The 14,987-nt window shown below is 50.3% G+C and carries 12 protein-coding genes; 9 read left to right on the forward strand and 3 right to left on the reverse strand.

The genetic code is table 11. The annotated features are described in order from the left end of the window. Nucleotides 1-41 precede the first annotated feature (41 nt). Both LZP69_RS08545 and LZP69_RS08550 read right to left on the reverse strand, forming a co-directional pair. Nucleotides 42-1,793, reverse strand: a complete 1,752-nt coding sequence (locus tag LZP69_RS08545) for a bifunctional metallophosphatase/5'-nucleotidase (protein WP_234199852.1) — start codon at nucleotides 1,791-1,793, stop codon at nucleotides 42-44. Between the two features lie 178 nt (nucleotides 1,794-1,971). Beyond that, a complete protein-coding gene (locus LZP69_RS08550) occupies nucleotides 1,972-3,105 on the reverse strand; it encodes a CNNM domain-containing protein (protein ID WP_234199854.1) in 1,134 nt (377 codons plus the stop codon). Between the two features lie 146 nt (nucleotides 3,106-3,251). On the opposite strand from LZP69_RS08550, the gene LZP69_RS08555 reads away from it, so the two are divergent. From LZP69_RS08555 to LZP69_RS08595, 9 genes are all read left to right on the forward strand, one after another. Further along, the gene (locus tag LZP69_RS08555) at nucleotides 3,252-4,373 is read left to right on the forward strand and encodes a bifunctional tRNA (adenosine(37)-C2)-methyltransferase TrmG/ribosomal RNA large subunit methyltransferase RlmN (RefSeq protein ID WP_234199855.1); all 1,122 of its coding nucleotides are present in this window, start codon (nucleotides 3,252-3,254) and stop codon (nucleotides 4,371-4,373) included. 32 nt (nucleotides 4,374-4,405) lie between these two features. Then, nucleotides 4,406-5,194 (forward strand): type IV pilus biogenesis/stability protein PilW, encoded by a 789-nt coding sequence (pilW, locus tag LZP69_RS08560; RefSeq protein WP_234199857.1) that lies wholly within the window; start codon nucleotides 4,406-4,408, stop codon nucleotides 5,192-5,194. Then, on the forward strand, nucleotides 5,194-6,126 hold the full coding sequence (locus LZP69_RS08565) for a RodZ domain-containing protein (protein WP_234199859.1): 933 nt from the start codon (nucleotides 5,194-5,196) through the stop codon (nucleotides 6,124-6,126). The genes pilW and LZP69_RS08565 overlap by 1 nt, the downstream gene beginning before the upstream one ends. A 19-nt stretch (nucleotides 6,127-6,145) precedes the next feature. Further along, nucleotides 6,146-7,261 (forward strand): flavodoxin-dependent (E)-4-hydroxy-3-methylbut-2-enyl-diphosphate synthase, encoded by a 1,116-nt coding sequence (gene ispG / locus LZP69_RS08570; protein WP_234199861.1) that lies wholly within the window; start codon nucleotides 6,146-6,148, stop codon nucleotides 7,259-7,261. A gap of 181 nt (nucleotides 7,262-7,442) precedes the next feature. Further along, a complete protein-coding gene (hisS, locus tag LZP69_RS08575; protein ID WP_234199862.1) occupies nucleotides 7,443-8,714 on the forward strand; it encodes a histidine--tRNA ligase in 1,272 nt (423 codons plus the stop codon). Nucleotides 8,715-8,728: 14 nt separating this feature from the next. Beyond that, entirely contained in the window at nucleotides 8,729-9,352 is a 624-nt protein-coding gene (locus LZP69_RS08580; RefSeq protein WP_234199863.1) for a tetratricopeptide repeat protein, read from the forward strand. Between the two features lie 10 nt (nucleotides 9,353-9,362). Further along, complete coding sequence (gene bamB / locus LZP69_RS08585; protein WP_234199864.1) at nucleotides 9,363-10,550, forward strand: outer membrane protein assembly factor BamB; 1,188 nt, start codon at nucleotides 9,363-9,365, stop codon at nucleotides 10,548-10,550. A 93-nt stretch (nucleotides 10,551-10,643) separates the two neighbouring features. Beyond that, on the forward strand, nucleotides 10,644-12,113 hold the full coding sequence (gene der, locus LZP69_RS08590) for a ribosome biogenesis GTPase Der (protein WP_234199865.1): 1,470 nt from the start codon (nucleotides 10,644-10,646) through the stop codon (nucleotides 12,111-12,113). Nucleotides 12,114-12,392: 279 nt separating this feature from the next. Next, nucleotides 12,393-13,289 carry a hypothetical protein gene (locus tag LZP69_RS08595; protein ID WP_234199866.1) on the forward strand — a complete coding sequence of 299 codons (897 nt, stop codon included), beginning with the start codon at nucleotides 12,393-12,395 and terminating at the stop codon, nucleotides 13,287-13,289. Between the two features lie 281 nt (nucleotides 13,290-13,570). On the opposite strand, the gene xseA is transcribed toward LZP69_RS08595, so the two are convergent. Further along, nucleotides 13,571-14,899: an exodeoxyribonuclease VII large subunit gene (gene xseA, locus LZP69_RS08600; RefSeq protein ID WP_234199867.1), complete on the reverse strand. Its 1,329-nt coding sequence runs from the start codon at nucleotides 14,897-14,899 to the stop codon at nucleotides 13,571-13,573. Nucleotides 14,900-14,987 lie beyond the last annotated feature (88 nt).

Consider the following 14,987-nt stretch of genomic DNA (forward strand, 5'->3'; position numbering starts at 1 on the left):
CGGGCACGTAGCTGACTAAAAGCACTGATTAAAAGTACCGATCAAAGGTGACTGATATATTCCACCTGGGGCGTTATCTCTCCGGTTAATCCTGGCTGACGAGACATAAAACGGATGAAGGCGTCCGGCAGAGTCAGCTCATTTATCTCCTGTTGCCACTGGGCGTTAAGCAGCGCCTGATAACCCTCCTTACCTGAGGCTGTGTAGGCCGATGACACGCCAGTATAAAAGCCATCTGGTGCGACCTCAATCCAGCTGCCCTGCATAAATTTTTCGCTTAGTTCGCCGCCTTGCAATATCTCCAGCTTGAGCAGGCGCTCGCCTATTTTTTGCCGTCCATCGTAGCAATACCTTAATCCATAGGTGTAGGGAAAGCTGCCAGCGCCTGTGCCGGTAATGCTGTTATTGGTCGCGCCATTGATTGCAGACTCTATCGCCTGATAGAGAAACGCGCCCTTGATACGGTATTTAACCAGTGGCAGGGCGAAGGGGAGCAGGCGACCTAACACATCTGCCATGGTCACAGCGCCCTTATTGAGGGATTGTCTGACGCCCCCGGCATTGTGCAGCGCGAAATCGACCTCTTGAGCAAGACGATTCGCTTCGTGATAAATACTCTTACAGACCCAAGGCGCAATTTCACTGCCGTGGGGCAGGGCTTTACTCGGCAGGCGGGTATGGATGAGGTTTTTAGGCACAAATCCCAGCACCTGATGTTCAAGCGCTGTGATGGCTGGGTGGTACTTGGTTTCAATCAGTGTTGCTAAGGCATCATCCTGTTCATCCCAGAGGATCCCTGGGTGGTTTTCCAGCTGCGTCATCAAGCCTTGGTATGTATCTGGGGCGAGTGTCTCTGCAGACTCAAGTAACAGGTGCCTGTCGAGCATAAAGTAGTTATGCCCCTTTAAGTTGATGACCTTGCCGCTGGCATCAAACTTAATATCACACAGGCCTATGGTTTCGGCGTATTTACCGGCGTGAAGGATCGGCGTATGACCACTTAGTTCGCCATAGGGCAGCGCCGAGCAGCCAAGAGCATTGAAATCACCCTGCAGGGTATGGGAGTGGCCGCCGACGATAACACTGATCCCCTCGACCTCCCGTGCCAGGGTTCTATCCATCTCTATGCCTAAGTGGCTCAGCACCAGAATATGCATTATGCCCTGGGCATGTAAGTGCTTGACTGTGTTACGGGTTGTTTCAATCGCATCGATAAAACCAGTGTCCGGATCGGGACGGGCGATATCGTGCATCTTATCTAAGGTAATGCCGACAATCGCTAGCTGCTTATCCCCTAAGGGTTTGAGCAGGTATTTGGCAATCTGCTGCGCTTTGTCGTAGTCCAGCAGGTTTTTATGACCGACAAGGGGCGAGGGCTTATCTTTTCGCTCGCCGCTGAGATCCATATTGCCCGCCAGCAGGGGAAATTGAATAAGGTCGAGGAAGTTTCTTACCGGCGTATTGCCAGCATCGATTTCATGATTGCCCAGCACCATGGCATCGGGCTTAAGAAGATTAAGCAGCTCGGCATTGGCCGCGCCTTTAAACTGGCTGAAATAGAGGGTGCCCTGAAAACTGTCGCCGCCATGGAGAAATAAAAAATCCTGCTTGGCCGCGCTTGCCTCGGCGCGTGCCTTAGCCACTTGATAGCCGATGCGCGCACAGCCGCCACTATGGGTGTAAACCTCATAGGTTTTATCTTGCTGACTCAGGATAAACTGCACCCGGGATGGATCTAAGTGGGAGTGGGTGTCATTGATATGGGCAAGCTTTAGGGAGTAGTTGACAGTCATCTAGGCCTCTTTTATATGGCTGGGCAGTATACATCAGCAGGGGCTAAATGAAAAAGGGAAGCATTCGCTTCCCTTTGTGCGCTCTCATTTGTTGAGCTGGCCTTCGTTGAACTGGCCTTCGCCGTTTTGCCTAGCTTAGACTGACTCACCTGAATTTTTGATTCCTAAGGCGTAATGGCTAACTTTTATTCTGTGGGTGAACCTGAGTCTCTGAGTTGGGGCTTTCCTGCTGCTCTGAGCTGGATTCATCTTGGATTTGCTCTGAGCCCTCATCCGAGATACGTATTCCCTTATGGGTCATACGGCGTTTCCACAGACGCCTTGCAAGCTGCTGCATATCGGTTACAGGATCGTTTTTATCGACAATCTCCAGCCCCAGCAGGGACTCGATAATATCTTCGAGTGTCACCAAGCCCTGGGCACTGCCGTACTCGTCGACCACCATGGCAATCTTGGTATTGCGCTTAATCATCAGCTGGAACAGGGGCAAAATCTTGGCGGTTTCCGGCACGATAACCAGATTGCGGCGAACCACAGACACCGCAGCCTCGGGCGTTTCGCGCTCCGACAGCAGGATGGCGTTGCGGTTAACATAACCTAAGATATTGTCGCGATCGCCGTCGAAAATCGGGATCCGGGTAAAGGGACTGTTTTGATGCGCCTTGGCGAACTCTGCCAGTGTCATCTCGGCCGGCACGCTGAACATCACGGTTCTTGGTGTCATGATGGCGGTCACAGGCATCTCTTTTACTGACAACATCTGTGTCAGGATCATGGATTCCTGTTTATCCAGTTCGCCGGACTCGTGACCCATTTTGGCCATGGCGCTCAGCTCCTGGCGAATATATTGACCATCATCTCCCTTACCCAGCTTGCGAGTGACCTGCTGCGACATCCAGATCAGCGGCTTAGTGATACGCTCCATCCAAAGCAAGATCAGCGACACACCCGGAGCCAGGCTGCGCCAGTAATTGGCGCCTAGGGTCTTAGGGATGATCTCGGAGAAGAACAGGATTAGAAAGGTCAGTACCCCGGAAAATACTCCAAGCATCTCGTCGCCGAACACCTTTGCGGCCTGCGCACCGGCAACGGCGGCGCCAACTGTGTGGGCTATGGTATTTAGGGTTAAAATGGAAACAAGGGGCGATTCCACGTTTTCCTTCTGATGACGCAAACGCTTGGCCGCACCGGGGCGGTTTTCCTCTAAGGTCGCGATATAACTAGGGGTAACAGACAGAAGCACGGCTTCAAATACACTACAGAGAAAAGAGATCCCGATAGCGACACAGACAATAACAATAAGGGTTATCATGGGGGAGGTAAAACAACTCCTGGTTGCAAGCCAAAATTAGCCTGGGGTCGGATTCTAGCATAGTCTATTTCCTTACTGGCTAAAATTTATTGATATCTGTATAATTCGCCGCCCTGTTGCAGGTTTTGGTGCTGAGGTTAGTCAAAATGAGTGAGAAAAAAATCAATTTATTGGATCTTGATCGTAAAGGATTGAGAGCCCTGTTTACTGAAATGGGTGAAAAACCATTTCGTGCCGATCAATTGATGAAGTGGATCTACCATTTTGGCGTGAGCGATTTCGAGCAGATGAGCAATATCAATAAGGTGCTGCGTGGCAAACTGAGTGATCGCTGTGAAATCATCGCACCTGAGATCTCCAGCTATCAGAAATCTGCAGACGGCACCATCAAGTTCGCCATCAATGTGGGCAACGGCCAGGAAGTGGAAACCGTGTATATTCCCGAAGAGGACAGGGCGACACTGTGTGTCTCCTCTCAGGTGGGCTGTGCGCTGGAATGTACTTTCTGCTCGACAGCGCAGCAAGGCTTTAACCGTAACCTAACCGTCTCTGAAATCGTCGGCCAAATCTGGCGTGTCTGCCACTTCCTGGGTTTCCAGAAAGAGACTGGCGATCGTCCTATCTCCAATGTGGTGATGATGGGCATGGGCGAGCCGCTGCTAAACCTCAAGAATGTGATGCCGGCTATCGATATCATGCTGGACGATTTTGGTTTCAGCCTCTCTAAGCGCCGCGTGACAGTCTCCACCTCAGGCGTCGTGCCTGCGCTGGATATTCTGGGTGAACATCTGGATGTGGCGCTGGCGGTTAGTATTCATGCGCCCAATGATGAGCTGCGCGATGTGCTGGTGCCAATCAATAAGAAGTATCCGCTGCAGGAGTTTCTTGCCGGTATCCGCCGTTATATCGCTAAATCTAACGCGAACCGCGGTAAGGTGACCTTGGAATATGTGATGCTGGATCATATCAACGACAGTACAGATCAGGCTCATGAACTGGCTAAGTTGATGAAAGATACTCCCTGTAAGGTCAACTTGATCCCCTTTAATCCCTATCCAGGCTCCCCTTACGGTCGTTCATCCAATTCGCGCATCGACCGTTTTTCAAAAGTCTTGATGGAATACGGACTAACCGTTATCGTGCGTAAGACACGTGGTGATGATATTGACGCGGCCTGTGGCCAACTTGCGGGAGACATTCGCGACCGAACCAAACGTTTAGCGAAAAAACGCATGCAAGATAGTCAGATTTCAGTCACAATAAACTAACTTATTGTATCTGCAAACAGATAGGCTTGCTAATGACGCTAGAAAAGCCAAAAATTTCATTATTGATCATCCTGACATCTTTACTGGTGTCGGGATGTGTTACAGAACGAACCTACAGCGGCACAGATGTGCCTGTTAAAGAACGCGCCTTCGACAATGTCAGCGCGGCTCGTCAACGTGTGCAGTTAGGACTGAGCTATCTGCAAAAGGGCAACAGTGAACAGGCCAAATACAATTTGGACAGGGCGCTGGAGTTCGCTCCCGATCTTGAAGATGTCCATGTTGCCTTAGCTTATTACTACCAATCTGTCGGTGAACTGGATCAAACCGAAAAATCCTATCGAAATGCCATTAACAGCAGCGATGCCACAGGTGATTCGATGAATAACTTCGGGGTATTTCTGTGCCAGCAGGCCAAGTATGACCAGGCCGAAGAGATGTTCCTGCGCGCCGTTAAAATGCCCAAATACACCCGCTCAGCTTCCAGTTACGAAAACCTGGGGATCTGTACCCGTAAGGCGGGTAACTTAAGCAAAGCGAAACAGTATTTTAATATGGCGCTCAATTACGATCCTCGCCGGGGCACGTCACTGCTCGAACTCACTGAAATCGACCTGGAGCAGGGCGATTTTATTGATGCACAGAAAGGACTCAGTCGTTATCACAGTATCGTGCCTGAAACGGCTGAGAGTCTGGCACTAGGCATTCAAATTGAGCGTAGCCTGAACGATACTGAGGCGGAGAAACGCTTTGGTATCTTATTACTGGCTAAATTCCCTGCATCGCAAGAGGCTAAACAATACCGGGCAAGTATGCACTAATGACTGATAATCAAATTGACATGCTCAAGGATGATGAAGCCGCCTCACAGAAGGCAACGCCTAAGTTAGGTGAACTGCTTAAAACGGCTCGTGAGGCCAAGGGCTTGAGTGTTGGACAGATAGCTCAGCAGTTGCATCTGCGCCCCAGTATTGTTGCGGCTATCGAACTTGACGATTTCTCCGAAATTGCATCGGCAACCTATGTTAAAGGCTATGTGAAAAATTACGCCCGTCTCGTCGATGTGGATAAAGAGGCGATCGATGCCGCGTTGGCTTTCTACTTTCCAGTGGTGAGCGCACCGACCATGCAAAGCTTCTCGCGCAAGACCACACATGAAGCCAGAGATGGCCGACTGATGCTGGCGACTTATCTCATTATTTTTGTGCTATTGGCACTCTTGGTGGTTTGGTGGCTGCAAAAATCGGCGCAGGTATCGGGTGTCGATATGTCTCAGCTGACTGCCGAAGAGGTGGCCGAGCTGGAGCAGGAGAGTCAGCGCCAGCAACTCTTAACCGATGACGGCCAGATACCATCTAAAGACGGCACAGCCGAGGCACAGACCGGCATCGAGCCCATGCAAGAGGTTGAGCAGGAGGAGCAAGCTCCTGAGCCTGACACCAGCGCCGCTGAGTCTGATGCTGAGGCACAAACCTTAACTGCAGCGAATGAACTGCCTCATGACGTTTTGCTTCGAATGGAGCTGACTGCAGATTGCTGGATCAAGATAACCGATGCCGTAGGCAAGACCTTAGTCAATGATTTGAAAGTGGGTGGCAGCGCCATCAATGTGGCCGGACAGGAGCCCTTTGAGGTGATCCTTGGCGCGCCCCAAGCTTTGACCATGACAATTAATGGCGAAAATGTCGACCTGACCAAGTATCCCAAGGGACGCGTGGCACGATTGACCTTAAGCAGTTCAGCCAATCTTTGAAGTAAAAGAGTAATTTAAGATGTACAACGAGTCTCCAATCATTAGACGCCCATCGACCCGTATTTATGTGGGCAATGTGCCTATTGGTGATGGTGCACCTATTGCGGTGCAATCTATGACCAATACTCGTACTACCGATGTTGATGCCACGGTCGCACAGATTAGGGCCTTAGAGAAAGTGGGTGCCGACTTAGTGCGTGTCTCAGTGCCCACCATGGATGCGGCAGAGGCCTTTAAAGCGATTAAACAGCAAAGCAATATTCCCCTGATCGCCGATATCCATTTCGACTACCGTATCGCCCTCAAAGTGGCCGAGTATGGCGCCGATTGTCTGCGGATCAACCCAGGAAATATCGGCAATGAAGAGCGGATCCGCAGTGTGGTCGAGTGTGCCCGCGACAAGAATATTCCTATCCGCATCGGCGTTAATGGCGGTTCATTAGAGAAAGATCTGATGGACAAGTACAAAGAGCCGACCCCCGAAGCCCTGCTGGAATCGGCCATGCGCCACGTGGACATCTTAGACAGGTTGAACTTCGACCAATTCAAGGTCAGCGTTAAAGCCTCCGATGTGTTTCTCGCCGTAGAGTCTTATCGTCTGCTGGCGAAACAGATTAAGCAGCCGCTGCACTTAGGGATCACAGAAGCGGGCGGCGCCCGTGCAGGCTCCGTGAAATCTGCCGTGGGTCTTGGCATGTTGCTGGCCGAAGGGATTGGCGATACGCTGCGTATTTCGCTGGCGGCCGATCCGGTCGAAGAGATCAAGGTGGGTTTCGATATCTTAAAATCGCTGCGTATCCGTTCTCGCGGCATTAACTTTATCGCTTGTCCCTCCTGCTCGCGTCAGGAGTTTGATGTGATAGCGACTGTCAATGCCCTAGAGCAGCGCCTTGAAGATGTGGTCACGCCTATGGATGTGTCGATAATCGGTTGTGTGGTCAATGGTCCGGGTGAAGCCCTGGTATCCGATATCGGTCTGACCGGCGGTAACCGTAAGAGCGGTTATTATGTCGATGGTGTGCGTCAAAAAGAGCGGTTCGATAACGACAATATTGTCGATCAGCTGGAAGCGCGTATTCGCGCTAAAATCGAGAGCGATAAGGCACGAATTCCAACGACGGACATCACAGAGTAGGTGATATTGGCCTTGGCTGTCACACTGGCAACTCAGTTATGCTAAATGGGCTGTGCTAATTGGCATGTGCTAACTGGGCATGTGGCCTAGGTCACTGGCGTCTGTAGTCAGTTTTGCGTTTATTGATGATGCGCCTATAATGCGAGGCGCATTTTTTTATTAATTATCGGACGAGTTAACTGTGGCAAAACAGATCCAAGCGATACGCGGAATGAACGATATTCTGCCAACACAAAGTCCTCTATGGCAAAAACTTGAAGCGGTTCTACGAGAAACGGTTGCCGCTTACGGATACAGTGAAATTCGAACCCCTATCGTTGAAAGTACCGATCTCTTTAAGCGTTCCATCGGCGAAGTGACCGATATTGTAGAGAAAGAGATGTACACCTTTGCCGATCGCAACGGTGATTATCTGACATTACGCCCGGAAGGCACGGCCTCAACCGTGCGCGCCGGTAACGAGCATGGGCTGCTGTACAATCAGGAGCAGCGTCTGTGGTACATGGGCCCTATGTTCCGCCACGAACGTCCACAAAAGGGGCGTTATCGCCAGTTCCACCAGTTTGGTGTCGAAGTCTATGGCATAGCCTCTGCCGATATCGATGCCGAAGTCTTGATGATGTCTGCGCGCCTGTGGGAAAAGTTAGGCATTAGCGAGCATGTCACCTTGGAGCTTAATACCCTTGGGGATCCTGCCGAGCGCGCTCTGTACCGTGACGCCCTTATCGCCTTCCTCGAGCAGTATAAAGAGCAGCTGGATGAAGATTGCCAGCGCCGCATGTACACTAACCCGCTGCGGGTGTTAGACACCAAAAATCCGGAGATCCAGGCACTGCTGGCCGATGCGCCCGAGCTGATGGATTACCTTGGGGAAGAAAGTCGCGCGCATTTTTCACATTTATGTGAACTACTTGACGCAGTTGGTATCCAATACAAAATTAATCCCCGCTTGGTGCGCGGTTTAGATTACTATAATCGCACCGTGTTTGAGTGGGTAACTCAGAGCCTGGGGGCTCAGGGCACAGTACTGGCGGGCGGTCGTTACGATGGTCTTGTCGGTCAGCTTGGCGGTAAAGACACCCCGGCTGTGGGCTTTGCCATGGGGCTTGAGCGCATCGTACTGATGCTCGAAACCCTGGGCTTAACCGAAGATGTGCCTGGTGCTGTGGATCTGTATGTCAGCGCCATGGGTGATAGTTGCCGTATTGAGGCGATCAAGGTCGCCCAGGAGCTGCGTGCGATTGCCGGTCTTAAGGTAATGAGCCATTGCGGCGGCGGTAACTTCAAGAAGCAGATGAAGCGCGCCGATAAGAGTGGGGCTCGCATCGCAATCTTGATTGGTGAGAATGAACTGGCCAATCAACAAGTCGCAGTGAAATTCCTGCGTGAAGAGAAAGAACAAGAATTAGTTGCACGGGATGCGTTGGCAACTTACATTGCAGAGCTGATTTAAAGGGGAAGTAAAAAGTGGAAATTTATAGCACAGAAGAACAACAAGTAGATGCTATCAAACAGTTCTGGAAAGACTATGGTCAATCGATTGTGATCGGTGCCGTTGTCGGTTTAGGCGGTCTGTACAGTTGGAACTACTACTCAGATTACAAAGTGGCGCAATCCCAGGCAGCCTCAGAGCAGTTCCAGACTGTCAGCAATTCAGTAAAAGCCGATACCGGCATGCTGGCGGCTGCAGAAAGTTTTGCTAAAGAATATGGCGATCAGAAAGGTTATCAGGCGCTGCTTGAACTTATCGTGGCTAAAGCTGCGGTTGAAGCGGGCGATCTGGCCAAAGCCGAACAATCCCTTAAGCAGGTACTGGCCGATAAAGCCGATGAAGGCTTAACCGCTATTGCCACCCTGCGTCTGGCGCGCGTACAGGCAGAGCTGGGTCAGGTTGCAACGGCATTAGCCACGCTAGAGCAGGTTTCTGCCCCCGCGTTTAATGCTCAGCGTGACGAGCTTAAAGGGGATTTCTTAGTCCGTCAGGGCGATGCCGATAACGCCAAGGTGGCTTATCAGTCAGCATTGGATAACGGTGGTGCGACAAGCAGTCCAGCACTGCAGATGAAGCTAGACAATCTAAATAAGGCATAAGGAAATCGCCATGAAGTCTTGGTGTAAAACACTAGTGGCTTGTGGACTGAGCCTGAGCTTTTTGTCTGCATGTTCTTCTAGCGATGTCGATGAGGCGCCTGTCAGCCCGCTTCCTGATATTGAAGCGAGCGTCTTCCCTGAAGTCAGCTGGAGCGAAAATGTCGGCAGTGGCGTAGGGGATTACTATTCCCGTCTTCGTCCTGCAGTGCGCTATGGCAAGGTGTTTGCTGCCGATCGTTATGGCAAGATTAACGCCTTCGATGAAGCGACCGGCGATGAAGTCTGGGAGCTGGATATCAGTGAAGCCTTCCGTGATAACGCCTTTGCTAAAAATGATGGCGCACGTCTGGCGGGTGGGATCACAGCAGCCAGAGATAAGATCTTTATCGGCGGGGAGACAGGCTTTTTTGCTGCGCTCAATGCTGAAACCGGCGAAGTGGTCTGGCACGTTAAGGCGGGGGGCGAACTCTTGTCGACACCGACCGTGGGCGAAGATGTGGTCGTGGTGAATACCGGCGCCGGCGCCTTAGAGGCCTACAATATCGATGATGGCACTAAGCTTTGGACTTACGAGAGCAAACTGCCGACTTTAACCCTGCGTGGCACAGGCTCAGCTTCCTACGAAGCGGGCGGCTTTTTCGTTGGCACTGCCGACGGTAAAGTGGTAGTAGTGGTTAAGAATAATGGTCAAGCGGCGTGGGAACAGCCTATCTATACTCCATCGGGTGGTAATGAGTTTAGTCGTATGGCCGACGTGGATATGCAGCCGCTGGTGAGTGGTGAAAACCTCTATGCTGTGAGCTACAACGGCAATCTGGTTTCCATGGAGCTGCGTACAGGTCGTGTTGTGTGGACGCGTAAATATTCTAGCCTGAATAACTTAGCGACATCGGGTCTGTATCTGTTCATGGTTGACGATCATAGCCGTGTTTATGCGATAGACAAACGCAATGGCCTAGAGGTCTGGTCTAACAATGAGCTGAGCAACCGTGATTTAACTGCTCCAGCCGTCTTCGGCGATTATATTGTCGTAGGTGACTTTGAAGGTTATCTGCACTTTATCAACCGCACCGATGGCCGCATTGTTGGTCGGGTTGAGGTAGATAGTTCAGGTTTATTTAGCCAGCCGTTGGTGATCGATGATAAAATCTATGTTCAATCGCGTGATGGCGAGGTTGCTAGAATAACGCTTCCATAAGCTGAACATTGAAGTTCATCAGGCCCCTGGACGTTGCTTCTGGGGGCTTTTTATTTAAAATTTTCAAAAGATTTGTACATTAGAGGCAAGAAAATGATTCCAGTTGTGGCCCTTGTTGGCCGACCAAACGTAGGTAAGTCGACCCTGTTTAATCGTCTTACGCGCACCAGAGATGCCTTGGTAGCAGACTACCCTGGGTTAACTCGGGATCGTAAGTATGGCCGTGCTCATCTGTCGGGTTATGAATTTATCGTGGTGGATACCGGCGGTATCGACGGCACAGAAGAGGGTATCGAAACCCGTATGGCCGAGCAGTCTCTTGCCGCCATCGAAGAAGCCGATGTGGTGCTGTTTCTCACCGATGCCAGAGCGGGTCTGACTGCCGCGGATCAAGTGATCGCCGAGCATCTGCGCCGCCGCGAGAAGACCACTTTCGTGGTCGCCAACAAGGTCGATGGCATAGATGCTGATTCGGCCTGCGCCGAGTTCTGGGCCTTAGGTTTAGGCGAAGTCTACCAGATGGCCGCCTCTCAAGGTCGCGGCGTGACTAATATGATTGAGTATGCGCTGGCCCCTTACGCCGAAGCCTTAGGCCTAAACCGTGAAGGTGACGAGGAAGAGGAGGCCGATGAGCGTCTGTACACAGAAGAGGAAGCGGAAGCCGAGCAGCAGCGTCTGCAGGATCTGCCGATTAAATTGGCCATTATCGGTAAGCCCAACGTAGGTAAGTCGACCCTGACCAACCGTATCTTAGGTGAAGAGCGCGTGGTGGTTTACGATGAGCCGGGCACCACTCGCGACAGCATCTATATCCCCTTTGTGCGTGATGAGCAAGAGTATGTGATCATCGATACCGCCGGGGTACGTCGTCGCAGCAAGGTGCATGAAACCGTTGAGAAATTCTCAGTTATCAAGACCTTAAAAGCGGTAGAAGATGCTAACGTGGTATTGCTGATTGTCGATGCGAGAGAAGGGATCGCCGAGCAGGATTTAGGCTTGTTAGGCTTCGCCCTCAACGCTGGTCGCGCCCTGGTGATTGCAGTAAACAAGTGGGACGGTATCGATCAGGACGTGAAAGAGCGCGTTAAGAGCGAGCTGGACAGACGCCTTGGCTTTATCGACTTTGCTCGCATTCACTTTATCTCAGCCCTTCACGGTACGGGTGTGGGTCATCTGTTTGAATCGGTGCAAGAAGCTTACGAGAGTGCGACTCGCCGTGTAGGTACATCTATGCTGACCCGTATCATGCAGATGGCGCAAGACGATCACCAGCCACCGCTAGTGAACGGTCGCAGGGTGAAACTGAAATACGCTCACGCCGGTGGTTACAATCCGCCTATCGTGGTGATCCATGGTAATCAGGTGAAGAAGCTGCCCGACTCCTACAAGCGTTTTATGATGAACTACTATCGCCGTTCATTAAATGTGGTGGGGACGCCTATTCAGATCCGTTTCCAGGAAGGGGAAAACCCCTTCGATGGTCTCAACACCAGTAAACTGACGCTGAGTCAAGAACGTCGCCGCAAGCGTATGATGAGTCATATCAAAGGCAAGAAGAAGTAATCTTCTTCTCTCGTAAAAAGGCCTGCTTATAAGCAGGCCTTTTTGTTTGCTGTATTTGCTTTAGCTAGATTCTTAGCAGTAACCTGATGTGCAGATACCTCTGCTACACGCCGTAAATCCATCTATGGAGGCTCGACGATGGCATCCATGCCATCGACGTTCGCAGGTATATCTTCACTCAGGTATTTACCTTAAATTTTGTATCAGCTCGAAGGTTGAATAATCTTTCATACCTGCTTAACTTGGGTAAGTCATAAAATTATCAATGAGTTAGATTTTATGGAAAATGAGAGAGTATTATTCAGACAGTGTGGTGATCAACAACTCGTTTCAGTTGAAACGAAAAAATCGAAACTGCTTCTAATGAGTTTTTGCACCTTACTCCTAGTGATGTGCAGCTTCCCCGATGCCCAAGTAAAATCGATTTTAGGCATTATTCAACTAACAGATAGCAATGGGTTAACTGTTAGAACGCTGATATGGCCAATGCTGGTTGCTGTGCTTTATCAGGCAATTTTATACTCGGCATTATTTAACAATACCCTTAAAACACATAGTAACTGGAAGCTTAAAACTAACGATTCAGACCTGTTTGAATCTTTTCAGAAAACAACAGCGAAAATTGATGAAAACATTTGGGAGCTTAACAGCCTGGCAGGGAAACTTAGTAGTAGCGGCAGTTGCCACAGTCTTGAAAAAATGATCAATGAGTTTATTGAAAGCGTTAATGATCGACTTGATCTCCATATCGAGCCGCTAATAAAAAAGCATAACCAACTTAGTGAGCATATTAAAGATCAATTGCCATACTTTGAGCGTACAAACATTGATAGAGCGAGTGTTCTGAATCACATTGATGAGCTTAAGCAAGTGCTTAAGATGAACCATCGCAGGCACTATGAATATGGTGAGGGATTACGAATTGATATTCCCGAATATAAGTCCAAACTGCAGCAGGCCAAAAACGAGTTGGTCGCTCATATTTTTTATGAGAAACAGAGGTACCACAACATAATAACCCGTAACCTTGCCCAGCTGGAAAAGCAAAGAGAGCAGATAATTAAGCGGCATATTGAGTTAAGCGAGATAGAATGGCTTGATAGGCTGATATATGGCTGGGCGCCATTTTCCTATGTATTGATTGTGCTCGTATATGCGATTTGGGTGCTAAGTTGATACTCCTACCAATAGAATAGAGTCCATTCCATCCATATTTTTGCCTTTGTGGAATCATATTCAGCCAATAGACTATTCTTGAGGCCTATCAATCCCCTGAGATAAATGAAACCCCCTGAAATAAATGAAATCCAGTTCAACTAAATTAAGCCAGCTATACTCGATTACTTAGTGTGTCTTGGGCTCATGGGAAGGTCCGATTGAGTCTGAGCTAGTACATCTAAGGCGAATCAATACCAATTCGCTTACCTCCCAGAGCATCGCCTAGATAAATTGCGAACTTAGATCACTCGCGATTTTAGCTCTCCATCGAGCAGCTTAGTGGTAATGGTATCGCCGCGATTCACCTGTTCTTCCCTTTGTATCACCTGACCCTGAGCATCCAGAGTGATGCTGTAGCCGCGGCTCAGCGTCGCCAGCGGGCTGACAGTATCGAGCTGGTGGGCGGCATGGTTCAGGCTGGTCTTAGCTTCATTGAGCTTGGCCTGCATCGCCTTATGCAGCTTCTGGCTAAGAAAGGTAAGTTTGCTGCGCTCCAGCTGCAGGCGGTTATGGGGCGACTGCTGGGCGAGGCGGTGAGCTAGCCTTTGATTGTCACTGGCAAGCTTGGCCAATTTAGCCTGCATGATGGCGGTCAACTTGAACTGCATCTCATCGAACCTTTGCTCATACTGCTCTAGCTGCCTCTTAGGATCTTGGCGTTGCAGTCTGTGTTCCAGCTGAGTGAACCTTTGCGCCTGCTTAAGATGGTAATGTTGCCAACCCTGTTTTAAGCGGGTGAGTGCCATCTTAAGCTTATCGAACTTGCTCAAGGCATCCTGAGACAAGAGCTCTGCCGCCGCAGAGGGCGTCGGGGCGCGCAGATCGGCCACATAGTCGCTGATGCTGGTATCCACCTCATGGCCGACGGCCGAAACCACAGGGATGCCGCTGTTGTAGATGGTATGGGCCAGCGCCTCACTGTTAAAACACCAGAGATCTTCCAGCGAGCCGCCGCCACGGGTAAGAAGTAGCACATCCACTTCATGGCGATCGTTGGCCTGCATGATGGCATGACACAAAGCCTTATCGGCATGTTCACCCTGAACAGGCACAGGATAGATGATCACTTCGATGGAGGGATCGCGCCGTTTCAGCACATGTAAAACGTCGCGAATGGCAGCGCCAGTGGGCGAGGTGATGATGCCGATACGTTCGATATTGCTGGGCAAGGGGCGTTTGGTGTCGGCGGCAAACAGGCCTTCGGCGGCCAGTTTCGCCTTTAAGGCTTCATACTGCTGCGCCAGCAGGCCATCGCCAGCAGGCAGCATGGATTCGATAATTAACTGATAGTCGCCTCGGGGCTCATAGACACTGATTGAGCCTTTGACCAACACCTGCTGGCCGTTGATAGGACGAAAGTTAACGCTGCGATTTTTGCCTTTGAACATGGCGCAGCGGATCTGGGCGTAGTTGTCTTTGAGGGTCAGATACCAGTGACCTGAAGTGGGCGCAGAAAAGTTAGAGATTTCCGCTTCCAGCCAGAGCTTGCCGAGTTCCCCTTCGAGAAGTTGTCTTACTTCACCATTGAGGCGGGAAACAGTGTAAATATTATTTTTCGGCATTTTCATAGAAATTTAACTTCAAAGTCGATTTTTTTACTATTTTCCATTTACCAAGGTTAACATGCAAGGTATAATCCCGCCGCAATATTTTACC

It is taken from the genome of Shewanella sp. AS1 (assembly GCF_021412565.1).
In the GTDB taxonomy this organism is placed as follows: domain Bacteria; phylum Pseudomonadota; class Gammaproteobacteria; order Enterobacterales; family Shewanellaceae; genus Shewanella.

Coding starts and splice junctions, on each gene's coding strand:
- LZP69_RS08545 (WP_234199852.1), bottom strand. CDS start 1,793: ATGACTGTCAACTACTCCCTAAAGCTTGCCCATATCAATGACACCCAC.
- LZP69_RS08550 (WP_234199854.1), bottom strand. CDS start 3,105: ATGATAACCCTTATTGTTATTGTCTGTGTCGCTATCGGGATCTCTTTT.
- LZP69_RS08555 (WP_234199855.1), top strand. CDS start 3,252: ATGAGTGAGAAAAAAATCAATTTATTGGATCTTGATCGTAAAGGATTG.
- pilW (WP_234199857.1), top strand. CDS start 4,406: ATGACGCTAGAAAAGCCAAAAATTTCATTATTGATCATCCTGACATCT.
- LZP69_RS08565 (WP_234199859.1), top strand. CDS start 5,194: ATGACTGATAATCAAATTGACATGCTCAAGGATGATGAAGCCGCCTCA.
- ispG (WP_234199861.1), top strand. CDS start 6,146: ATGTACAACGAGTCTCCAATCATTAGACGCCCATCGACCCGTATTTAT.
- bamB (WP_234199864.1), top strand. CDS start 9,363: ATGAAGTCTTGGTGTAAAACACTAGTGGCTTGTGGACTGAGCCTGAGC.
- der (WP_234199865.1), top strand. CDS start 10,644: ATGATTCCAGTTGTGGCCCTTGTTGGCCGACCAAACGTAGGTAAGTCG.
- LZP69_RS08595 (WP_234199866.1), top strand. CDS start 12,393: ATGGAAAATGAGAGAGTATTATTCAGACAGTGTGGTGATCAACAACTC.
- xseA (WP_234199867.1), bottom strand. CDS start 14,899: ATGAAAATGCCGAAAAATAATATTTACACTGTTTCCCGCCTCAATGGT.